Consider the following 20,821-nt stretch of genomic DNA (forward strand, 5'->3'; position numbering starts at 1 on the left):
GTTGCGGGGAGCGCCGCTCGCACAGAGCGGCGCTTTTTTCAAAAGGATCAGAACGCGAAGCAGGAACAGCCGAACGCGCCCCAGAAGCCGGCGAAATCGCTGACCGGCGCATTCGACATCCGCGCTTTTTCATGGCTGTGGGTATGCACCGCGCACGGGCCGCTGCACTGGTGCACCTGAGCCTGCAATGGCGAATTCGGGCGCCAGTGGCCCGGGACTTTCACCACCGGCGACCAGTCCGGCAGCACCGGCAGTGAACGTGGGCCGAGGTCTTCGAAGTCGCCGGCGGCGTACACGATCTTGCCGCCAACCACTGTCATGACCGACTCGATCCACTTGATCGCTTCTTCCTCGACACTGAAGAAGTCCGCGCTCAGCGCTGCCAGGTCCGCCAGTTGCCCGACCTTGATCTGGCCTTTCTTGCCTTGTTCGGACGAGAACCAGGCGCTGCCGTGGGTGAACAGTTCCAGCGCGGTGCTGCGTGGCAAACCTTCTTCGTACAGCGCCAGACCGCCAACGGTGCGACCGCTGACCATCCAGTACAGCGAAGTCCACGGGTTGTAGCTCGACACCCGGGTGGCATCGGTGCCCGCGCCGACCGGTACGCCTTCGGCGAGCATGCGCTTGATCGGTGGGGTGGCTTCGGCGGCTTGTTTGCCGTAGCGGTCGACGAAGTATTCACCCTGGAACGCCATGCGATCCTGAATCGCGATGCCGCCACCCAGCGCCCTCACCCGCTCGATGTTCTGCGGGGTGATGGTTTCGGCGTGATCGAAGAACCACGGCAGGCCGTTGAACGGAATGTCGCGGTTGACCTTCTCGAACACATCCAGCATGCGGCTGATCGATTCGTTGTAGGTGGCGTGCAGACGGAACGGCCAGCGCTGTTCGACCAGGTGGCGCACCACCGGCTCCAATTCCTGTTCCATGGTCTGCGGCAGGTCCGGGCGCGGTTCGAGGAAGTCTTCGAAGTCCGCTGCCGAGAACACCAGCATTTCCCCGGCGCCGTTGTGGCGCAGGAAGTCATCGCCCTGATGCAACTTGACGCTGCCGGTCCAGTTCTGGAAGTCGGTCAGCTCTTCTTTCGGCTTCTGGGTGAACAGGTTGTAGGCGATGCGCACGGTCAACTGGTCGTCTTTGGCCAGTTGTTCGATTACCTGATAATCGTCCGGATAGTTCTGGAAACCGCCGCCGGCATCGATGGCGCTGGTCAGGCCGAGGCGATTGAGTTCGCGCATGAATTGGCGGGTCGAGTTGACCTGATATTCCAGCGGCAGCTTCGGCCCCTTGGCCAGCGTCGAGTACAGAATCATCGCGTTCGGCCGCGCCACCAGCATGCCGGTCGGGTTGCCGTTGGCATCGCGCACGATCTCGCCGCCCGGCGGGTTCGGCGTGTCGCGGGTGTAGCCGGCCACGCGCAACGCGGCGCGGTTGAGCAACGCACGGTCATACAGGTGCAGGATGAACACCGGGGTGTCCGGCGCCGCCTGGTTGATTTCTTCGAGGGTCGGCATGCGTTTTTCGGCGAACTGGAATTCGTTCCAGCCACCGACCACGCGCACCCATTGCGGAGTCGGCGTGCGGTCGGCCTGATCCTTGAGCATGCGCAGCGCATCGGCGAGCGACGGCACGCCTTCCCAGCGCAGTTCGAGGTTGTAGTTCAAGCCGCCACGGATCAGGTGCAAGTGCGAGTCGTTGAGACCGGGAATCACGCAGCGGCCCTTGAGGTCGACCACTTGAGTGCCGGCGCCCTTGAGGGCCATCGCCTCGGCATCGTTACCGACGGCGACGAAACGACCGTCCTTGATCGCCACGGCACTGGCGAGGGGTTTTTCGCGGTCTACCGTATGAAATTGGCCATTGAACAGAATCAGATCGGCGTTCATCGCAGTTCCTTCGAGATAAGTGAAACGGAGCCCGGACCCGCCGCTTCAGCGCGGCGGATTGGCATTGGATTCGAGGTATTTGTGTGACTGACCGGCTTCCAGCCACGGCGCGAACAGACGGGTCACGGGCGGCATGAACACGTAGACCACCGACACCACGATGGTCAGGGTGATCAGGAACGTGGCGACCACGTAGTTGGACAGGAAGGCATTGAGTTGCAGCAGTGGCCCCCAGATCAGCGGCACCAGCAAGGTGTGCGGCAGGATCACCAGCAGCGTCACTACAGCCTGCTTCCAGCGCGGTGGCGGTGAGCCGGCCTCGGCCAGCGGCGTGAACCAGAATTCGTTGGCCGCATTGACTTCGGTCTGGTCGCCGTCGGCGAGCATCGGTGCAGCTTCGTCGATCAGTTTCTGACGCTGCGGTGAGTCGAGCCAGCGCTGCATCGCCTCGGTCGAGCAATAACGCAGCACGCAGGTGAACAGTGCGAGCCCGCCCTGCTGGCTGCGCATCACGTCCACGCCCAAGTGCCCTTCTTCGCGCCCCGCCACGCTGACGATGTTGCGCAGCCAGGCTTCGTAAGGCTGCTCGAAACCGGCCTTGACCCGGTGCTTGACGATCAGCGTCACGGTTTCTTCGGGTCCCGGTTTTTTCAGGGTCTGGGCATCAGGCATAACGGAGTACTCCGGGCAAACGAACATTGAGCGCCAGCCGTCCGGGCCCGGCGATCAGAACAGTGGTGAAGAGGATCAACAGCAACCAGCCGAACTGCCCTTCGGCCACACTCCATTGCGGATGCACAAGCAGCAGCGCCACCAGCAGCACAAAGAGAATAGGCAAGCACGCCAGACGCGCCAGCACCCCGGCGACGATCAGCAGCGGACAGAGGACTTCGGCGAAGATCGCCAGAATCAAAGTGAGGTGGGCCCCGAGGTGAAACGGATCTTCGATCAGTTGCAGCTGCGCGGTGAAGTCCAGCAGCTTGGGCAAGCCGTGGACGAACAGCAGAAACAATCCGCCGGCGACCCGCAGAAACAGCAGGCCGAGATCTTGCGCCTGGTCATTGCGTTGTACAGCGTTCATGGGCCCACCCTTGATCAATCATTGCAGGCAATGGTGCAACGATTGACCGGGGGGAAATTGGATGGGTGTGCTCTCTTTTTTGAGAGCACCGTCGGTCGTTCCCACGCTCTGCGTGGGAACGATCAGGTGAGCAGTCGATCAAGCTACAGCGGGCGCCTCAGCCTTCAGTTCCAGATTATCCAGCACTCGATTCACCGCCAGCTCCCCCAGCATGATCAATTGCGCAATCCCCAACAGCACATGCCGCTGCGGGCCGTCCACCAGCCCGGCGAAGTCATTGGCCATGACCTTGGCCGAGGTCAGGGTTTCGCAGGCGTCTGCCAGCAGTTCTTCGCTGTCGATGCCGGGAGCGATGAGGTAGCGGGCGTTGGGTTTGAGCAGCGGTTTTCTGGGGAGGAGCGGATTCAGATAGTGATCGAGGGCGCGCTCGGCGGCTTCGTGGAATTTCTTGGAATCGAGGGTTTCGTAGGGCGAGGTGGGGTCGGTTTCAGGCGGGTTTGGCGTTGGTTTGATCATGGATAAAGCCTCTAGAGTAGTGGAGGCGCCACGCTTCGCTGCTAAACGAAAGAGGTGGCGGCCGTACGCGGGTTAGCAGACCAGGACTCTAGAACCCGGCGCACCGAAGTGCCCCACGCAAAGCCGCCATAACGTGAACGGACAGGCTTGAGCCTGATCACGAACGAAGGGCATTGTGCGTCTAGAGTAGATCCGGGCTGCTAAACCCGATCGCTGTTTTTCAGCGACCGGCGAACAATAGAACCCGCCCCAGAGGCGCACAAGCCGGCGGATTCTGGCGTACACGTAGGCAAAGGCGCAAGGCGTTGTGGCTTACCGGAAGTAACGCTAAACACCTTTCAACAACGCGCTAAACCGCCGGAATATCCAGCGTCACCGACATGAACTGACTGATCCGCGAACGCAGCCATTTCTCCGCCGGATCGTTGTCATGCACCCCGCTCCAGGCCATCGACAGTTGCGCCGCATCAATCGGGAACGGCGGATCTTCAGCCCGCAACGCACACCCTTCGACCAATGCACACGCCGCGTAATCCGGCACGGTCGCGATCATCTCGGTGCCGGCCAGCAGCGCGCGCAGGCCGCTGAACTGCGGCACACCGAGCACCACCCGGCGGCTGCGACCGACCTTGGCCAGGTCCATGTCGATGTTGCCGCTCAGGTCTCCGGAGAACGACACCATCGCGTGCGGGCGCTCGCAATACTCGTCAAGCGTCAGCGGGCCCGGACGATTGTCGCCACGCAGGACCTTGCAGGGAATATCGCGCAGTTTCTTGCGCTTGGCGTTGGCCGGCAGATCGGTGGTGTAACTGACGCCGACGGAGATCTCCCCCGATGCCAGCAACCCCGGCATCAGCAGGTAATTGGCTCGACGTACCACCACGACAATCCCCGGCGCCTCTTCCTGCAACTGGCGCAGCAGCGGCGGGAACAGACCGAATTCGGCATCGTCCGACAAGCCGATGCGAAACACGTCGCAACTGGTCGCCGGATCGAATTCCTTGGCCCGGCTGACCGCGCCGGAAATCACGTCCATCGCCGGTTGCAGTTCCTGGAGAATCGCCAGCGCCCGCGCTGTCGGCTCCATGCCCCGGCCATTGCGCAGCAACAGCGGATCATCGAACAGATCGCGCAGACGCCCCAGCGCGGCGCTCACCGCAGGCTGCCCCATGAACAGTTTTTCGGCGACGCGGGTCAGGTTCTTTTCGAACATCAGCGCTTCGAAAATCACCAGCAGGTTCATGTCGACGCGACGCAGATCGTTACGGTTCATGGGGCACGTTTTCCTTGTTTGAGCCTGACGTGGGAGCTGCGCACTTTACTCGATCAGCGGCACTTTGGCCGCGCGTTTGTAGGGGCCGTATTCAACCGGTACCCACTGGAAGTGCTTGTCGACTGCCGTGATGTGGCCGATGCCGGGGAACGGCAAGTGCGCAGCCGTGACCCAGGTCTTGCTGGCCGCCGCTGCACTGAACACGGCGTTGCGACTCTTGATCGCTTGCTGACCGTTGACGTCGAAGCGGATCGACACCTCTGGATGATCGAACTGCACCGCCAGGTTGTGCACCAGGTCACCCATGAACACGATGCTCTGGTTCTGCGAAGTGAAGCGGTAGGTGGTGCTGCCCGGCGTGTGCCCGGCTTCCAGTGTGGCTTCGACCAAACCCGGCAAAGGCGACTGGCCCTCTGCGAACGTCTTGAAGCGCCCGGCCGCCACGTAAGGCGCAGTGGAATCCTGGGCGATCTTGAAAAACTCCCGGGCACCAGCTGGCGCCTTGGCCTCGGCCTGCGGATCGAGCCAGTAATCGGCTTCGGCCTTGGCAGCGTAAACCGTGGCATTGGCAAAGATCGGCCGTTGCTGGCCGTCGACCAGCCCACAGACGTGATCAAGGTGCAGGTGCGTCAGCAGAATCGCGTCGACCTGCTCAGGCTTGTAACCCGCTGCCTGCATGTTCGCCGAGAGCTGGCCGGCAGTGGCGCCGATGCACTGGCCCGCGCCGGTATCCACCAGAATCAATTGTTTGCCGGTGTTGACCAGGAACGCATTGAACGCAGTCTGCACGCCCGGCGTTTCAATCGAGCGCCGGGCCAGCAGCGCGCGAATCTGGCCCTGACTCATGCCCTGCAGCAGCTTCGGCGACAAATCGTTGTAGCCGTCGAACAGCGCCGTCACCTCGTAATCGCCCAGCGCCAGCCGGAAATAACCCGGCGCCTGCGTGCCGACCTGCGGTGCCTGCGCCATGGCGCTGGACATCACACCGACCACCGCCATGCCGATTACGCCGTTGAACAAACCTTTCATATGCATCCTCTCGCCCGAGCCCGATTCTGCGGCCCCTTATGGCCCGCCCCCAATCTTCGCCATCCTGCCCGGTTCCCCTCATGGCGACTTGCAACGGTGTGCTGAGTTGCAGCCGACGGTGGAATTAACAACGTTTAACTCGTCAGCACTCGCCCTTCACCAAACAATGAATCCCTCTGCGCAGCGTTGTTTTTTTGACCTGAGGGAAAGCGCTGACCGTGCGTTCCCCCCCGACACGGACCTAGGCCATGGCTCACTTACAGCAAACCGTCGCCCTCGCCCCTGCCAGCGAACACCGCAAATCCAGCACCGGCGGCCTCAGCCCGCAACGGGAACGCCTGGTGAAACAACTGATCCTCGAACGCCTCGGCGACAGCCTTGAAGTCACCGAACTGGCCAGCGCCTGCTCACTGTCACGCAGTCATTTTTCCCGGGCGTTCAAATGCAGTACCGGGTACTCGCCGCAAGACTGGATCCGAACCCAGCGCATTGCCCGTGCCAAGCTGTTGATCCAGCAGACCAACCACAGCCTCACGCAGATCAGCCTGGAATGCGGCTTCTGCGATCAGGCGCACTTCTGCCACATCTTCACCCGCAGCGAAGGGATCAATCCGTTTGCGTGGCGTTGTCAGGTCATGAAAAACCGCTGAGGCGGTTTCATCCGCGAGCCATCCGCTGCGCCAGTCGCGCCACCCGCTCGCCCAGGTGCGCGGCGGTTTGTTGGTCTTCCAGCGGCGGTGCGTGTTCGGGCGGTTGTTCGACACTGGATTGGGACATGGCGCCGAGGGAGCTGCCGAGGCGATTCAATTGACCGTCGAAAACACCTTGGCACGCACGCGCCGGCAACAGATCGAGCCCGACCCAGATCATCGAATGCTGGGCCGCAAACACCGCCATTTGCAGCAGGGTATTGAGCTTGTCGCCGCACAGGCTGCCGGAATTGGTGAAGCCCGCCGCGAGCTTGTCGCGCCACGGCCGGGCGAGATAGAACGAAGCCGTGGCCTCCATGAATTGCTTGAACGCCGCCGACGCGCTGCCCATGTAGGTCGGCGCGCCGAAAATGATGGCGTCGGCGCGGTGCAGGTCATCCCAGTGGGCTTCCACGTCTTCCACGGCCAGCAACAGGCAGGTGCTGCCCAGGTGGCGTTCCACACCTTGGGCCACAGCCTGGGCAATGACGCGGGTATGCCCGTAGCCACTGTGATAGACCACCACCACCTTGCTCATCGCAGCGTCCTCCGGACGTATGCATTCCATTGCCCCGCAGTTTTGGCTCTGAAGCCGGCACGGACGAGTTAATCGTTGTTAATTCTCCCCGACTGTCGGGTCAGCGGGCACGGTTTCCACCCTTTAAATACAGTGGTGACGGCACTGGAGGCCGAGCGATTCCCGGACGCGCGCCCAACGTGCACATTGCGCTGGCGCCAAATCCTGAGGAATATGCCCGGATACTGCGGTTCAGACGGCTTGCGTGCCCCTCAAGTCGCCATCCGCCCTGCCCGTCACGGACTCTTCACCGAGGCGGACCAGGATCATAAAAAACGTCGAAGGAGTGAGCGGTTGAGTTTTTCCCCGAATCAGGCCATCGGTTTCGGCCCCTATCGGATCCACCCCGGCCAGCGGCTGGTGCTTGAAGGCGACCAGCCTTTGCGCCTGGGCCGTCGCGCCATGGACATTTTGCTGATCCTGCTGGCCAACGCCGGCGAGGTGGTGAGCAAGCAGCAGTTGATCGCCGGGGTCTGGCCGGACAGCGTGGTGGAAGACATCAACCTGCGGGTGCACATGGCCGCACTGCGCAAGGCCCTCGGTGACGGTCAGGCCGGGCAGCGCTACATCGTCACCGTCGCGCAGCGTGGTTACAGTTTCGTCGCGCCGGTCGTGTTGCAATCCATCGAACAACGCCCCGCCGCCGCCCACCTCGGTCGACATAACCTGCCATTGCGGCGCACGCGGATGATCGGGCGCCAGTCGGTGATCGACAGCCTGATGACGCAACTGCCGCGCCAGCGCTGCATCACTCTGGTCGGCCCCGGCGGCATCGGCAAGACCACCGTGGCCCTGCGTGTCGCCGAACAATTGATCGGCCGTTATCGCGATGGTATTCGGCTGCTGGACCTGGCACCGCTCAACGATCCGGGCTCGATCTGCTCGCACCTCGCCGCCCTGCTGGACCTTTCGCTGCATGACAGCGAGCCGATGGCGTGCCTGATCAACAGCCTGCGCGAGCGGCAGATGCTGCTGGTGATCGATAACTGCGAGCACTTGATCGACGCTGTGGCGTTGCTGAGTGAAAGCATTCTGCGTGGCGCGCCGCAGGTGCACATTCTGGCCACCAGCCGCGAAAGTCTGCGCGCCGAGGGCGAGTATGTGCAGCGGCTGGAATCTCTCGATTGCCCGCCACCGATTGCAGTGCTCGACCGCGATCAGGCGATGGGGTTTTCTGCGCTGCAGTTGTTCGTCGAACGGGCGATGGCGGCTCATGAACACTTTGAGCCGGGCAACGCCGACCTGCCCTTGATCATCGACATCTGTCGGCGGCTGGACGGCATCCCGCTGGCACTGGAACTGGCCGCCGCGCAGGTGGCGGGTCTTGGGCTGGAGGGTTTGCTGAGTCAGCTCCAGGGGCGTTTGCCGGCGGGCAATCAGACTCGTCTCGGCCGGCATGAAACCCTGCGCGCTACGCTGGACTGGAGCTTCAATCTGCTCAACGCCTGCGAACAGACCGGCCTGCGCCGACTGGGTGTGTTTCGTGGCGCGTTCACGCTGGAATCTGCGGCGGCGGTCATCGTCGGTCAGCACATCGAATCGAACGAAGTGTTTGCCTCGATCACACAACTGGTCGCCAAGTCGCTGCTCAACGTCGAGGTCGGCGATGAAGAGGTGTTCTATCGCCTGCTCGACACCACTCGTCGCTATGCATTGGAAAAGCTCGACCAGGCCGCCGAACTCGGCGAAACCCGCGAGCGCCATGCCGAACGCAGCCTGGCGCTGATGCATCAGGCCCAGGCCGATTGGGAGAACACGGCGACCGAAGTCTGGATCGAGCGTTACGCCCGGGGCCTTGAAGACCTGCGCGCGGCGCTTGAGTGGACGCTGAATGACCAAGGCTCGCGCGCGCTCGGCGTAAGCCTGACGGCGACCTCGGCACCGTTGTGGCAGGAACTGTCCCTGCTCAAGGAGTACGGCGTTCATGTGCGCCGGGCACTGGCGTTGCTGGCGTCATCCGACGAGCCCTGCCCGCGACTGGAAATCGCCTTGAAACTGGCCCTCGGCAGCGCCTGCTACCACACCTGGGGCGGCACGCCGGAAACCATCGAGGCCTTCGTCAGCGCCCGGCTGCTGGCGCAACGGCACGACGACATGGCCGGCCAGTTGCGCGCGGTGTCGGGGCACATGGCGGTCAATCTCAGTTGCGGGCATTACCAGATGGCGCTGGAGCAGAGCGAGCAATTCGAAAGTCTCGGCGTGCACGGCGATGCGCAGTTGTCCTTGAGTACCCATCGCTTGCGGGTGCTCGCGCTGCATTACGCCGGCGATCAGCATCAGGCGCGAATCCACGCCGAACAGGTCATTCAGCGCATGGCCCACAGCGGCCACCTCAACCGCTTCACTCACGGTTTCGGCGTGCAATACGACCAGAGCGTCGCCTCGCTGACCGTCCTCGCCCGGGTGTTGTGGTTGCAAGGTTTTCCCGAGCAGGCCTGGCGCACGGCGCGGCAGGCACTGGACATCGCGGTGCAGATCAACCACGGCACCTCGATCTGCTACACCCTGGCACTCGCCTCGTGCCTGATCGCCCATTACAACGGCGACGTACAAAACGCCCGCGCGTTGCTGCAACTGCTGCTCGAACAGGCGCAGAAGCATTCGGTGCTGCTGTTCTATACGTGGGCGCGACACTATGCGCAGGTGATCGATGCTGACAAGGCCCCCGCCATCCCGCCCGCCGACAGCGGTCTGGTCAGGGAAATCATGGTCACGCTGGATCCGGGTTTCGTTGATGATGCGTTGCTCGAACGAGCACAAAGCGGCGCGGCCGGCTGGAGTACTGCGGAGATTTTGCGGGCCCGGGCCGAGCGGTTGCTGGCGGCTGATTCGCCCTGTCATCACACGGCCGAAAGCGCTTTGCAGCAATCCCTTGAGATAGCACGGACACAAGGAGCCCTGGCCTGGGAACTGCGCAGCGCAACGTCGCTGGCTCAGTTGTGGCAGCGCCAGTCGCGTTATCACGAGGCGCTAGAATTGCTGACTCCGATCTACCAGCGCTTCACCGAAGGTTATGCCACCCCGGACTTGCGCAAGGTACGTCTACTGCTCGACGAACTGCGCGCTCAGTCGGCCGCTTGAGGCCGGCCGGGTGCGGCCCAGGTAACGCGTGTGTCGACGCTCGACATCATTCAGCTCGCCGCACTGCTCCAGCCGTTCACGGGCATAGCGGCGCGTGGTGTTGAGCATTCGGTAGCGCAGTGTTCCGCTGGATCGGTCCGTTGTCAGTAACGATTTGACCGCCAACTGCTCAACCACGGCCACCAGCCTCGAGGGTGGCAGTTGCGCGCAACTGATCACGCCGATAGCGGCGTCCAGGGTGAATGCCATCTTGAACACCGACAACCGCTGCAGCACGCGTTGTTCCTGCTCGCTCAAGCGCTGATAGCTCCAGTCCAGCGCGGCCTTCATCGACTGGTGGCGTGGCACGGCGGTGCGGCGACCGTGACTCAGGACTTGCAGGCCTTGATCCAGTTGGGTCTGAAGGCCGACCAGCGCCAAGGCATCGATCTGTGCCGCTGCCAGTTCGATCGCCAACGGCAGACCATCGAGCCGCCGACAGATATCGCGCACCGTTTCCAGATCCTGTTCACGCAGACTGAAGCCGTGTTGACGGGCGCGGGCACGACTGACAAACAGCTGCACCGCCGAATAGCCCATGACCTCGGCGACACTGTTGAGGGCCGAAGCTTTGGGAAGAGTCAGTGGCGGCAGCGGCTGGAGGACTTCCAGACCGAGACGCAACGGTTCGCGGCTGGTGGCCAGGATCGACAGACGGGGCGCGGCGTCGAGGAGTTTTTGCACCAGGTTCCGGCAGGCTTCGTGCAGATGCTCGCAGTTGTCCAGCACCAGCAAGGCGTGACGCGCTGCGAGGGTGGGGAAATCAGTGTCGAGGGTTTTCAGCAGGTGATCGAGGAGCGGGATGTCATCGCCGACCAGCGACAGATCCACCTGCCACACGCCGTCACGAAAATGCTGCAGCAGCAGTTCCGCTGCGCGCAGTGCCACGGTGCTTTTGCCAACGCCGGCAGGCCCCGTCACCGTCAGGAGCCGGGACAGCGGTAATTGCCGGACCAGACCACCGACCAGTGAATCGCGCCCGGTGACCGGCGTCAGTCGTGCGGGCAAATTGTGTTGGGGCGCTTGCAGGTTTTCGAACACCACGTGGGCGGCGCTGTCGCCCTGCACTGGTGCCACGAAGCTGTACCCGCGTTGCGGCACATTGACGATATAGCGCTGGCCTTTTTCGCCGTCGCCGAGGGCCCGGCGCAGCGCGGCGATGTGCACCCGCAGGTTGATCTCCTCGACCACCGAGGTCGGCCACACCAGCGCGATCAATTGCTCTTTGCTGACCACCTGGCCGGCGCGCTCGACCAGCACTTGCAGAATGTCCAGCGCACGCCCGCCCATGCGCAATTGCCGATCCCCTTCGAGGATCAGCCGCTGGCGCAAATGGAACGCGTACGGCCCGAAGCGCAGGACCGACGCCGAGTTCAATTCGTTGAGGCTGTTCATGTCCGCTATCTTCGCAGGCCTCGATGACGGTACAACCACCACGCGGGGTCCAGCACGGACATCCGGATGCCCGGAACGGACAGAACCGCTCTAGCTGAACTGTTCGCGATATTGCGTGGGGGTCAGCCCGAGCTTTTCGCCGAACAGAAACCGCATGTGCCGCACACTGCCGAAACCGCTTTTGTAGGCCACAGTCTTCAATGGCAGATCGCTGGTTTCCAGCAGATTGCGCGCGCAATCGATGCGCGCACTTTGCAGGAATTCCATGGGCGTCATGTTGACCTCGCGAGCGAACACCCGGGCGAAGTGCCGTGCGCTCATGTTCGCAAGTCCCGCCATGCGCTCGACGGTGAAGGCTTCCTCCAGATGTTCCAGCACATGGTTCTGCACCCGGGTAATCGGCGTTTCCTGGGGCGCCACCGCTGCCATCAACGGGCTGAACTGCGCTTGCCCGCCCTGGCGCTTCATGACGACCAGCAGCACCTTGGCCACGTCCTGGGCAATCTTTTTGCCATGATCGCGAGCGACCACCGCCAACGCCATATCGATGCCGGCCGTGACACCTCCGGAGGTGATCAGGTTGCGATCCTCAATAAAAATCTGGTCGGTCGCGACGTTTGCCTTCGGAAAGCCCTTGATCAAGCGTTCGGTGTAATTCCAGTGGGTGGTCACACGATAGCCATCGAGCAACCCGGCATGGCCAAGCACGAAAGCGCCGGTACAGATCGAACCGTACTGCCCGGCACGCGTCACCGCACCTTGCAGCCAGGCGAGCAGCGGCGGGTGTTTTTCGTTGTAGGCGCCGGGGCCGCCCGGCACCAGCAGCAAGTCGTAGCGTTCATCGGCTTCGTCCATATGCCGATCGGTGTGCACGAGGACGCCATTGGACGCACGCAACGGCCCGCGCTCGGTGCCCAGGGTGGTCAGGTGATAGTGGTCTTGCGGTTTCAGGTAGCGGTTGGCAACCGAAAAGACTTCCAGAGGTCCGGCCATGTCGAGCAGCAGAAAATCCGGAAACAGCACCATTGCCACGGTCTTCATGTGGGCATCACCAAAATCCAAGCAAAGTCATAAGTCTGCGCATTATGGCCAGATACGGTGAAAACGTTGGAAAAGAATGCGTGATCCAGTGCACACAACTGTCAACCAAAACAGGACAGTATTTCAATTTTCATCTACTTATTGCATCGCAGGGTAACCAGTAACCTTCTCCTCACTCGGACGAATCAACGTCCTGAAAGGAGATTTCATCATGCTGACCCTTCGTAAAGCTTCCGACCGTGGTCTGGCCAATCATGGCTGGTTGAAGTCGTTCCACACCTTTTCCTTCGCCAGCTACCGTGACCCGCGTGAACAGGGTTTCTCCGACCTGCTGGTGATCAACGATGACCGCGTCGCCGCCGGCAAGGGCTTTGGCCAGCACCCGCACCGTGACATGGAGATTTTCTCCTATGTGCTCGAAGGCGCCCTTGAACACAAGGATACCCTCGGCACCGGTTCGGTGATCCGCCCCGGCGATGTGCAACTGATGAGCGCCGGCAGCGGCGTGGCCCACAGCGAGTTCAACCACTCGGCGAGCAAGCCTGTGCACTTCCTGCAGATCTGGATCGTGCCGGATGTCAGCGGCGCCAAACCGCGCTACCAGCAAGAACACTTCAGCGAACAGAAAAAACGCGGTCGCCTGCAACTGATCATTTCGCCCGAAGGCAGCCACGGCTCGCTGAAAGTGCGCCAGGACGCACGGGTGTATGCCGGACTGTTCGATGGTGAAGAAAGCGCCACCCTCAAGCTGCCCGCCAACCGCTACGCCTATGTGCACGTTGCTCGCGGCAGCGTTGAACTGAACGGCGTGCAGTTGAAGGAAGGCGACGGCGTGCGGGTTCGTGAAGAACAGGCGCTGACCCTGAGCAATGGCCAGAATGCCGAAGTCCTGGTGTTTGATCTGCGCCCACAGGAACTGCCGGAAATGCCATGAGGCAGCGGTTTCAACGCTCACAAAAAACGGCCTTCAGTGAAGGCCGTTTTTCATTGGCAGAACAACTATTCGTTTTCCAGCACAAACGCTTCGACAATGTGTTCGATCACCGCTCTGACCCGCGCGGTGTGGCGTAAATCCGCATGGGTCACCAGCCACACTTCATAAGGCAACGGCCGCGTGCGCTCCGGCCACAACCTGACCAGACCATCACGCTCGCCCATGTAGACCGGAATTTCTCCTACCCCCAACCCGGCGGCAATCGAGCGGCGTACCAACAGGCTGGAGCTCAGACCGGCGACGATCCGCCCGCGAGTCATGGGCTCCGACACGAGGGTCAGATCCTTGTTGCTTTGCAGATACGGCTGGTACACCACCAGATCATGGCCCTCGAACGCACTGCCCGGCGCCGGCACGCCATGGCTGTCGACATAGGCCTGCGAGGCAAACAATCCCACCGGCCAACGCGCGATGCGCCGGGCGATCAGGTCCGGATTGTCCGGGCGGGTGTTGCGCACGGCGATGTCCGCTTCACGCTTGGCCAGGCTTAGGATCTGCGTGGAGGCGTCCAGTTGCACGCGCACATCCGGATGCCGTTCGTGCAACTGCGCAATGGCCGGGATCAGGAAATCGATGGCCAGCGAATCGGTGGTGCTGACCCGCACACTGCCGGTCAGGCGGTCGTCCAGGCCCTGGATACGCCGCTCCAGCTCCAGTGCCGAATACTCCATTTTTTCTACCGACTTGAGCGCGGCTTCGCCGACGGCCGTCAGTGCATAGCCCTCGGAGGTGCGCAGGAACAAGGTCGCGCCCAGCGACTTTTCCAGTGCCGTGATGCGGCGCCCGACCGTTGCCTGATCCACGCCCAGCACGCGCGCGGCGCCGCGCAATGTCGACTCGCGGCAGACCGCAAGAAACACCCGTGCATCATCCCAGTTCATACCGTTCTCCATTGATGCATAAACGCATCACTATCACGCAAACTCGCTGCATTAACGCAGCAACGATAGCCGATATGCTGGGCGCCATAAACCTTTCAAAGGATTGCCGTCATGCACACTTCAACTGCTTCGCCCGAACGTCCGGACACAAGTGTCTGGCTGGCGATCTTCGCCGGCCTCTGCGCCAGCCTGGTCAGCATCGGTCTGGCACGTTTCGCCTACACACCGCTGATCCCTTCGCTGATTCAGGCGCAGTGGTTTTCCGCCCATGATGTGGTCTATCTCGGCGCGGCCAACCTGGTCGGTTACCTGATCGGCGCCCTCCTCGGCCGACCGCTGGCACGCCGGCTCACCCAGAGAAATGCCTTGCGACTGATGATGCTGGCGGTGACCGTGGCGTTTTTTGCCTGTGCGTATCCCGTGTCGGTGAGCTGGTATTTCGGCTGGCGCCTGCTGTCCGGGATCGCAGGCGGCGCGATCATGGTGCTGGTGGCTGCGACTGTATTGCCCCATGTACCGGCCGCGCGCAAAGGCCTGGCCAGCGGGGCGATTTTCCTCGGCATCGGTCTGGGCATCGCCGGATCGGGCACGATTGTTCCGCTGCTGTTGAGCCTTGGCCTGCAGGCGACCTGGCTGGGATTGGGCGCTTTGTCGCTGGCACTGACGGCATTGAGCTGGTTCGGCTGGCCCTCGGAGCTGCCCCATGCAACCACCGCAACGGCTCAGGTGGAACCGGTCGAGCCGACACCGCCTGCTGTTTATCTGCTGTTTGCCCAATACGCATTCATGGCCGCCGGGCTGGTGCCGGCCATGGTTTTCCTGGTGGATTACGTCGCCCGTGGCCTGGGCGCCGGGGCGCACGTCGGCGCGCTGATCTGGGTCATGTACGGCCTGGGCGCCATCGTCGGCCCGGTGAGTTATGGCTTCCTCGCCGATCATCTTGGCGCGCGGGCCGGCATTCGTCTGGTGCTGGTGGTGCAGGCGATCACCCTGGGTTTGCTGGCGGTTTCACATTCGTTCCTGGCGTTGGCGCTGCTGGCGGTGATCCTTGGTTCATTTCCGCCGGGCATTGTGCCGCTGGCACTGGCCCGGGTGCATGAGCTGGTGCCGGATCACCATCGCCAACAGGTGGCGTGGAGCCGGGCCACGGTGTCGTTCGCCACGTTTCAGGCGCTGGCGGGCTTCGCCTATTCGGCGCTGTTCAACGCCACGGGCGGACAACATGCGCTGCTCTTCGTGATTGCCGGCGGTGCCATCGTGATCGCGCTGATACTTGAGCACGCCATGAAATTGCTGCCCTCCTCCGTCGAACAACGCTGCTGCGCCGAATGACGGGAATCATTGCGCCCTGACTGCGTTCCCATCTACTGATCACTTTTTCAAGAGGAATCGAAAATGACGTTGCCCACTGAAATGACCCGAATCGAAATCACCGAACCGGGCGGGCCCGAGGTTCTGCAATCCCGACGCGTGCCGCTGCCGGTCGTCGCAGAAGGCGAAGTGCTGATCCGTGTGCACGCCGCCGGCGTCAATCGCCCGGACGCCCTGCAACGCGCCGGCAAGTACCCGATGAAACCCGGCATGAACCCGATCCCGGGCCTTGAAGTGGCGGGTGAAGTCGTGGCGGTCGGCAATGGCGTCAGCACATTCGCGGTGGGTGACCGGGTGTGTGCGCTGACCAATGGCGGCGGTTACGCCGAATACTGCGCGGTTCCGGCGGGCCAGGTCTTGCCGATCCCCGATGGACTGGACTGGATTCAGGCAGCGGCCATTCCGGAAACCTTTTTCACCGTATGGGCCAACCTGTTCGGCCTCGGCGGCGCCAGCCGTGGCCAGCGCGTCTTGATCCACGGCGGCACCAGCGGCATCGGCACCACCGCGTTGATGCTGTGCCGCGAGTTTGGCATCGAAGCTTTCGCCACCGCCGGCAGCGCCGACAAATGTGCAGCGATCCGCAATCTGGGCGGCGAAGCAATCAACTACCGGGAACAGGAGTTCGCCGCGGTCATCGCCGAGAAAACCGCCGGCCAGGGCGTCAATGTGATCCTCGACATCATGGGCGGCTCGTACCTCAACGGGAACATCAGCGCCTTGGGAATGGATGGGCGGTTGGTAATGATCGGTTTCCTCGGTGGCGCGCGGGCCAATGACATCGATCTGCTGGCGATCCTCGGCAAGCGTGCGGTGGTCACCGGTTCCCTCCTGCGTGCCCGTACCTCGGCGGAAAAAGCCGCCATCGCCGATCAATTGCGCGAACACGTCTGGCCGGCGCTGGCTGCCGGGCGTTGCCTGCCGATCATCGACAAGGTCTACCCGCTCGCCGACGCAGCCAAGGCCCATGCGCACATGGAAGCGGGCGACCACATCGGCAAGATCGTGCTGAAGATCGATTGAGTCGTTGCAGCATTTTGTAATCGTTGCAGGCTTGCGGTGGTCGAAAATGTCACGCGCGGGTCAAGGCATCTGGTAAAAAGCGTTCTTTGTCCGCGCCTTGGTGAAACGTTTAGTGTTCCTTGCCTTCATGACCCGACTTCGACGCCGCCGTCTGGCGTTCGCCTGCATGGCTGCCCTGATCATCGGCGTGCCGGCGAGTTGTGCCGTGCTGGAACACACCGAACGCAAGCTGTTGTTTCGCATCGAACCGGGCACCGCCGGCTGGTATCACGGATTGCCCGGCAGCGTGCAGGAACTCGACCTGCAACCGAAAAGCTTCAAGGCCGGGCAGAACATTCACGCCTGGTGGTGGCCGGCGGAGCGCGCCGATGCACCGGCCATCCTCTATCTGCACGGCGTGCGCTGGAACCTCACCGGGCAACTGTTTCGTATCGAACAATTGCGCGCAGCAGGTTATTCGGTACTGGCCATCGACTATCGCGGCTTCGGCCAGAGCCACGGCGACCTGCCGTCGGAAAGCACGGTGTACGAGGATGCCAGGGTGGCGTGGGAACGCTTCCAGCTGTTGCAACCTGACCCGAACAAACGCCTGATCTACGGGCACTCGCTGGGCGGCGCGGTCGCCATCGATCTGGCTGCCGAACTCGGTCGCGATGCCGCCAGAAATCACACCCCACTGCCGGTGCGCGGGCTGGTCATCGAATCCACGTTTACCTCCCTGGCGGATGTAGCGGCAGCCGTGGCCAACACCTCCCTTCCGGTACGCTGGCTGTTGTCGCAGAAATTCGACTCCATCGACAAGATCGCCGAGATCCACATGCCCTTGCTGGTGGTGCACGGTCTGGCCGACGCCTTCGTGCCGTCACGCTTCAGCGAACAGCTGTTCGCCGCCGCCCGGCAGCCGAAACGCCTGCTGCTGGTGCCCGGCGCAACCCACAACAACAGCATGGCGCTCGGCGGACAGAACTATCGCAAAGCGATTGATGCGCTGATGCAGACCCGACCTGCCGCCCGAGTGGCGGGCGCTGTGGTACAGAAAAACCCGCGCGACTCCTGACGCCCCTCCCCCGCAGACCATCGGTCACCCCGAAAGGAAATTCTTGCAGCATCGGCTGGCAATCCGGCGTTCTAACGCTTTGCTGGAGGGAGTCCATCCATGACGCTGCTTCGGCACACCCGGCCGCGCAGCGTTCCACTGCCTATTCGGGAGCACACCCATGAAAATCAACCCGTACCTGATCTTCAACGGCGACTGCCGCGCTGCCTTCACGTTTTACGAGCAATGCCTGCAAGGCAAGCTCGAAGCGATGATGACCTTCGGCGAAACCCCGGCCGCCGAACATGTACCGAAAGAGCATCACAACCTGATCATCCACACCTGCCTGAAAGTCGGCGATCAAATGCTCATGGCTTCGGACACCACCCCCGATCGCCCGACCCAAGGCATGAGCGGTTGCTCGATTTCCCTGAATGTCGACAGCATCGCCGAGGCCGAACGGGTATTTAACGCCCTGGCCAGGGACGGTCGCGTCGACATGCCGCTGGAAGCCACCTTCTGGGCAGCGCGCTTTGGCATGTTGGTGGATCGTTTTGGCGTGTCGTGGATGGTCAATTGCGAAAGTGACAAGTGACGCTGTCATTGCAGCGGACATGAAAAAGCCCGACCTCTTCAGGTCGGGCTTTTTCGTTCAACGCTGGGCCAGTTCATGGCGAACGCACTGCTCGTAGTAGGTTTGCTTGACGGCCGCCGGCTTGAGGCGCGACGCGCTGTCATAGGTCTGCTCGGTAATGCCCATGGCGGTCATGCGCATCCACGGTTGCTGAAACTTGCGTGCCTGCAAGCGCTTGCGCGCGCCATACAGGGAAATCCCTGACAACTTCGATTGTTGCGCGCCGGCCGCGATGTCCGAGCCCCAGGCACACGCAAAACGATGGCTCTTGCTCAGTTCCCTGGCCTGGGCCTCCAACGCGAACAGAGCGAGGGAAAGCGTTGCTACGGTGATGACAATCGTCCGCATATAGCCCACCTAACCTTTTGAAAAAAGGCGAGTTTGCCGGGACTGAAAGCTTTCGGGGGCCAGCAATTTGCCGCCTATTGCTCCCGAGCGCGAACTTCAACCTTTAACCGGTCTGCGCCTTCTTCCTGGCACTGGACGTGGATCGGTACAAACCGCTCGATCACCGAGATGTTGCTGTGCAAATGCTCGGTCATCCTGGGCGTGGTAAACGATCCACCTCCGGCCAGCACCATCGGCAACAGCAGTTGATCAGCCAGATGCTCCGCTACCGCCGCACCGCTGTGCAACCAATCGGTCGCTTGATCGATCGCGGCGTCCGCCACCTTCTCCGCACGCAGTGAGGCTTGACCGAAAGCGCTGAAAACCTCGGTGACGTGTTCAAACGCATATTCCAGCAGCAGCACATTGCCCGGTCCACATGCCGGATCAAGGATGACGGTGTTCAATTCTGCTGACACCATGTTCAATCGCTGGGCCACCCTTTCGAGCTCGCGGACACCGACACTCGGCGCCAGTCCCGCCGTCAGCGCAAACGCCTGTTGCGAAAGCGGCAAACCGCGCTCACACAAGTGCAGTGCTGACAGTTTCGATGGTTGCACCCTGACGTCGATTTCACCGCCACCCGCCGGTACAAACCCGTGGCGCAGCAACGTCAGTTCAACCTCCGCGCCCATGCGTCGCAGCAGCGGCAGCCAGCTGCGGCTGAGAAAATCGGTCGGTGGTGCCAGCGGATTATGCGTGCCGCCGCTGATCCGCACGCGGCTGGCTTGCGGCGCCAGTAACAAGGCGGGCAGCAAGGTTTGCAACACCAGGGTGCAACTGCCGGCGGTGCCAATGGCAAGGCGATAATCGCCGCCACGGATCGGCCCTGGCTCGAAGCTCAATGTCTGCGAGCCCAGTTCAGCCCCCTGGACCTTCGCACCGCAGACCTGCGCCGCCGCCATCACGGCGGTCAGATGCTGGCGCAACAGGCCCGGACGACTGCGACGGGCCCGAATCCGCTCTATTCGAAACGCCTGGCCCGTCACCATCGACAGACTCAGCGCACTGCGCAACACCTGGCCACCGCCGATGGCGCCGTCCAGTTCAATCACGTCCTGTTTCATTTTTTTCCTTAGGCGTACAAACCAACGGTTTCCCGCAGGAATTGATTGAGCTGGCGCGAATCCTCCCGGGTTCGGGGCAATGTCGGCACCACACGCTCAAGTTCCTCCTCGATGAACGCATGCAGCGCCGGACGACGAGGACCGTAAGCGCTTTCGTCGGCATTGCGCTTGAGCGCAAGCAATTCATCGACTTCATCGAGCAAGGCCCGGTCATCGACGGTGCTCAGCAGATCGCTGAACGTCATCGGCGGCCGACCCCGTCCCTGATCGATCCAGCGCACCGCCAGCAGGGGCCGCAGTACATAGAAGTACTTCTTGAACCGCACGCTTTCGCCTTGCAGATAACCACGGAAGGTCTTCTTCGCCATCGACAGGTAATGATTGCGCGCGGCTGGCGGGCTGTAGAACGCCTCGGCCAGTGCCCGCAGCTGAGAAACCGCTGCAGTCTCGCTGCGATAAACCAGCGGTGAGTCGAGCCATTCGAGCAAGGTCGGGTTGGATTTGCGCAACAGCCCGAGGGTTTTGCGCAGTTCCCAGCCACTGACATCCAGCTCGTCATCCAGCGGCCGCTCGATCACATCACTTGGCGTATCGACCTGGACGAACCACTCCGGTTTCTCCACATAAACGAAGCGCACATCGTAATCACTGTCCGGCGAGGCAAAACCCCAGGCCCGGCTGCCCGATTCGCAGGCATACAGCACCGTGACATTGCGTTCGCGTTCTATGCGCGCCAGTTCTTCCAGCACCCGGGCGCGCATGGCGCTGCACAGCGGGTGACGTTCTTCGAATTTCATGTCCTTCAATCCTTGTTCCGGCGT

General features: G+C 62.2%; 20 protein-coding genes. 7 read left to right on the forward strand and 13 right to left on the reverse strand.

From position 1 onward, the window contains the following. Positions 1-47: 47 nt before the first annotated feature. The 6 genes from BMZ46_RS09640 to BMZ46_RS09665 all read right to left on the reverse strand — a co-directional run bounded on the left by BMZ46_RS09640 (position 48) and on the right by BMZ46_RS09665 (position 5,785). Positions 48-1,886: an amidohydrolase gene (locus BMZ46_RS09640; protein ID WP_011333416.1), complete on the reverse strand. Its 1,839-nt coding sequence runs from the start codon at positions 1,884-1,886 to the stop codon at positions 48-50. Positions 1,887-1,931: 45 nt separating this feature from the next. Further along, complete coding sequence (locus tag BMZ46_RS09645; protein WP_074687719.1) at positions 1,932-2,558, reverse strand: antibiotic biosynthesis monooxygenase; 627 nt, start codon at positions 2,556-2,558, stop codon at positions 1,932-1,934. After that, positions 2,551-2,967, reverse strand: coding sequence for a DoxX family protein (locus tag BMZ46_RS09650; RefSeq protein ID WP_074687718.1), 417 nt, complete (start codon positions 2,965-2,967; stop codon positions 2,551-2,553). The genes BMZ46_RS09645 and BMZ46_RS09650 overlap by 8 nt, the downstream gene beginning before the upstream one ends. 138 nt (positions 2,968-3,105) lie before the next feature. Beyond that, the gene (locus BMZ46_RS09655) at positions 3,106-3,483 is read right to left on the reverse strand and encodes a DUF6124 family protein (RefSeq protein ID WP_074687717.1); all 378 of its coding nucleotides are present in this window, start codon (positions 3,481-3,483) and stop codon (positions 3,106-3,108) included. Between the two features lie 349 nt (positions 3,484-3,832). Next, on the reverse strand, positions 3,833-4,756 hold the full coding sequence (locus tag BMZ46_RS09660; protein WP_011333412.1) for a LysR family transcriptional regulator: 924 nt from the start codon (positions 4,754-4,756) through the stop codon (positions 3,833-3,835). A gap of 45 nt (positions 4,757-4,801) precedes the next feature. Continuing rightward, a complete protein-coding gene (locus BMZ46_RS09665) occupies positions 4,802-5,785 on the reverse strand; it encodes an MBL fold metallo-hydrolase (RefSeq protein ID WP_074687716.1) in 984 nt (327 codons plus the stop codon). 248 nt (positions 5,786-6,033) lie between these two features. Between BMZ46_RS09665 and BMZ46_RS09670 the strand changes: the two genes are divergently transcribed. Further along, positions 6,034-6,435 (forward strand): helix-turn-helix domain-containing protein, encoded by a 402-nt coding sequence (locus BMZ46_RS09670; RefSeq protein ID WP_039771519.1) that lies wholly within the window; start codon positions 6,034-6,036, stop codon positions 6,433-6,435. Positions 6,436-6,442: 7 nt separating this feature from the next. Here BMZ46_RS09670 and BMZ46_RS09675 read toward each other — a convergent pair whose 3' ends face one another. After that, the gene (locus tag BMZ46_RS09675) at positions 6,443-7,012 is read right to left on the reverse strand and encodes a flavodoxin family protein (protein ID WP_074687715.1); all 570 of its coding nucleotides are present in this window, start codon (positions 7,010-7,012) and stop codon (positions 6,443-6,445) included. 333 nt (positions 7,013-7,345) lie between these two features. Between BMZ46_RS09675 and BMZ46_RS09680 the strand changes: the two genes are divergently transcribed. Beyond that, entirely contained in the window at positions 7,346-10,132 is a 2,787-nt protein-coding gene (locus BMZ46_RS09680; RefSeq protein ID WP_074687714.1) for an ATP-binding protein, read from the forward strand. Here the strand turns inward: BMZ46_RS09680 and BMZ46_RS09685 are convergent. Then, entirely contained in the window at positions 10,094-11,566 is a 1,473-nt protein-coding gene (locus tag BMZ46_RS09685; RefSeq protein WP_074687713.1) for an ATP-binding protein, read from the reverse strand. The two genes, BMZ46_RS09680 and BMZ46_RS09685, sit on opposite strands and share 39 nt — an antisense overlap. A 90-nt stretch (positions 11,567-11,656) precedes the next feature. Beyond that, positions 11,657-12,607 (reverse strand): GlxA family transcriptional regulator, encoded by a 951-nt coding sequence (locus tag BMZ46_RS09690; protein ID WP_039771528.1) that lies wholly within the window; start codon positions 12,605-12,607, stop codon positions 11,657-11,659. A gap of 211 nt (positions 12,608-12,818) precedes the next feature. Between BMZ46_RS09690 and BMZ46_RS09695 the strand changes: the two genes are divergently transcribed. Beyond that, entirely contained in the window at positions 12,819-13,541 is a 723-nt protein-coding gene (locus BMZ46_RS09695) for a pirin family protein (RefSeq protein ID WP_074687712.1), read from the forward strand. A gap of 65 nt (positions 13,542-13,606) precedes the next feature. Here the strand turns inward: BMZ46_RS09695 and BMZ46_RS09700 are convergent, their stop codons facing one another. Beyond that, entirely contained in the window at positions 13,607-14,482 is an 876-nt protein-coding gene (locus BMZ46_RS09700) for a LysR family transcriptional regulator (RefSeq protein ID WP_074687711.1), read from the reverse strand. Positions 14,483-14,593: 111 nt separating this feature from the next. Between BMZ46_RS09700 and BMZ46_RS09705 the strand changes: the two genes are divergently transcribed. The 4 genes from BMZ46_RS09705 (at position 14,594) to BMZ46_RS09720 (ending at position 18,507) form a co-directional block, all read left to right on the forward strand. Continuing rightward, positions 14,594-15,814: a YbfB/YjiJ family MFS transporter gene (locus BMZ46_RS09705; RefSeq protein WP_074687710.1), complete on the forward strand. Its 1,221-nt coding sequence runs from the start codon at positions 14,594-14,596 to the stop codon at positions 15,812-15,814. Between the two features lie 63 nt (positions 15,815-15,877). Further along, positions 15,878-16,876, forward strand: coding sequence for an NAD(P)H-quinone oxidoreductase (locus tag BMZ46_RS09710; protein WP_074687709.1), 999 nt, complete (start codon positions 15,878-15,880; stop codon positions 16,874-16,876). A 166-nt stretch (positions 16,877-17,042) separates the two neighbouring features. Then, on the forward strand, positions 17,043-17,933 hold the full coding sequence (locus BMZ46_RS09715) for an alpha/beta hydrolase (protein WP_254778398.1): 891 nt from the start codon (positions 17,043-17,045) through the stop codon (positions 17,931-17,933). Between the two features lie 160 nt (positions 17,934-18,093). Beyond that, positions 18,094-18,507 (forward strand): VOC family protein, encoded by a 414-nt coding sequence (locus tag BMZ46_RS09720; protein ID WP_074687707.1) that lies wholly within the window; start codon positions 18,094-18,096, stop codon positions 18,505-18,507. A gap of 57 nt (positions 18,508-18,564) precedes the next feature. Here the strand turns inward: BMZ46_RS09720 and BMZ46_RS09725 are convergent, their stop codons facing one another. The 3 genes from BMZ46_RS09725 to BMZ46_RS09735 form a co-directional block, all read right to left on the reverse strand. Next, entirely contained in the window at positions 18,565-18,894 is a 330-nt protein-coding gene (locus tag BMZ46_RS09725; RefSeq protein ID WP_039771542.1) for a hypothetical protein, read from the reverse strand. Between the two features lie 74 nt (positions 18,895-18,968). Then, on the reverse strand, positions 18,969-20,000 hold the full coding sequence (gene rtcA, locus BMZ46_RS09730; protein WP_074687706.1) for an RNA 3'-terminal phosphate cyclase: 1,032 nt from the start codon (positions 19,998-20,000) through the stop codon (positions 18,969-18,971). An 8-nt stretch (positions 20,001-20,008) separates the two neighbouring features. Then, on the reverse strand, positions 20,009-20,797 hold the full coding sequence (locus BMZ46_RS09735; protein WP_039771545.1) for a nucleotidyltransferase domain-containing protein: 789 nt from the start codon (positions 20,795-20,797) through the stop codon (positions 20,009-20,011). Positions 20,798-20,821: the final 24 nt, after the last annotated feature.

This window comes from Pseudomonas sp. NFIX49, assembly GCF_900115915.1.
GTDB classification, from domain to species: domain Bacteria; phylum Pseudomonadota; class Gammaproteobacteria; order Pseudomonadales; family Pseudomonadaceae; genus Aquipseudomonas; species Aquipseudomonas pharyngis.

Excerpts from the sequence above, each read along its gene's own strand:
- BMZ46_RS09640 (WP_011333416.1), bottom strand. The coding sequence starts at position 1,886 with ATGAACGCCGATCTGATTCTGTTCAATGGCCAATTTCATACGGTAGAC.
- BMZ46_RS09645 (WP_074687719.1), bottom strand. The coding sequence starts at position 2,558 with ATGCCTGATGCCCAGACCCTGAAAAAACCGGGACCCGAAGAAACCGTG.
- BMZ46_RS09650 (WP_074687718.1), bottom strand. The coding sequence starts at position 2,967 with ATGAACGCTGTACAACGCAATGACCAGGCGCAAGATCTCGGCCTGCTG.
- BMZ46_RS09655 (WP_074687717.1), bottom strand. The coding sequence starts at position 3,483 with ATGATCAAACCAACGCCAAACCCGCCTGAAACCGACCCCACCTCGCCC.
- BMZ46_RS09660 (WP_011333412.1), bottom strand. The coding sequence starts at position 4,756 with ATGAACCGTAACGATCTGCGTCGCGTCGACATGAACCTGCTGGTGATT.
- BMZ46_RS09665 (WP_074687716.1), bottom strand. The coding sequence starts at position 5,785 with ATGAAAGGTTTGTTCAACGGCGTAATCGGCATGGCGGTGGTCGGTGTG.
- BMZ46_RS09670 (WP_039771519.1), top strand. The coding sequence starts at position 6,034 with ATGGCTCACTTACAGCAAACCGTCGCCCTCGCCCCTGCCAGCGAACAC.
- BMZ46_RS09675 (WP_074687715.1), bottom strand. The coding sequence starts at position 7,012 with ATGAGCAAGGTGGTGGTGGTCTATCACAGTGGCTACGGGCATACCCGC.
- BMZ46_RS09685 (WP_074687713.1), bottom strand. The coding sequence starts at position 11,566 with ATGAACAGCCTCAACGAATTGAACTCGGCGTCGGTCCTGCGCTTCGGG.
- BMZ46_RS09690 (WP_039771528.1), bottom strand. The coding sequence starts at position 12,607 with ATGAAGACCGTGGCAATGGTGCTGTTTCCGGATTTTCTGCTGCTCGAC.
- BMZ46_RS09695 (WP_074687712.1), top strand. The coding sequence starts at position 12,819 with ATGCTGACCCTTCGTAAAGCTTCCGACCGTGGTCTGGCCAATCATGGC.
- BMZ46_RS09700 (WP_074687711.1), bottom strand. The coding sequence starts at position 14,482 with ATGAACTGGGATGATGCACGGGTGTTTCTTGCGGTCTGCCGCGAGTCG.
- BMZ46_RS09705 (WP_074687710.1), top strand. The coding sequence starts at position 14,594 with ATGCACACTTCAACTGCTTCGCCCGAACGTCCGGACACAAGTGTCTGG.
- BMZ46_RS09710 (WP_074687709.1), top strand. The coding sequence starts at position 15,878 with ATGACGTTGCCCACTGAAATGACCCGAATCGAAATCACCGAACCGGGC.
- BMZ46_RS09715 (WP_254778398.1), top strand. The coding sequence starts at position 17,043 with ATGGCTGCCCTGATCATCGGCGTGCCGGCGAGTTGTGCCGTGCTGGAA.
- BMZ46_RS09720 (WP_074687707.1), top strand. The coding sequence starts at position 18,094 with ATGAAAATCAACCCGTACCTGATCTTCAACGGCGACTGCCGCGCTGCC.
- BMZ46_RS09725 (WP_039771542.1), bottom strand. The coding sequence starts at position 18,894 with ATGCGGACGATTGTCATCACCGTAGCAACGCTTTCCCTCGCTCTGTTC.
- rtcA (WP_074687706.1), bottom strand. The coding sequence starts at position 20,000 with ATGAAACAGGACGTGATTGAACTGGACGGCGCCATCGGCGGTGGCCAG.
- BMZ46_RS09735 (WP_039771545.1), bottom strand. The coding sequence starts at position 20,797 with ATGAAATTCGAAGAACGTCACCCGCTGTGCAGCGCCATGCGCGCCCGG.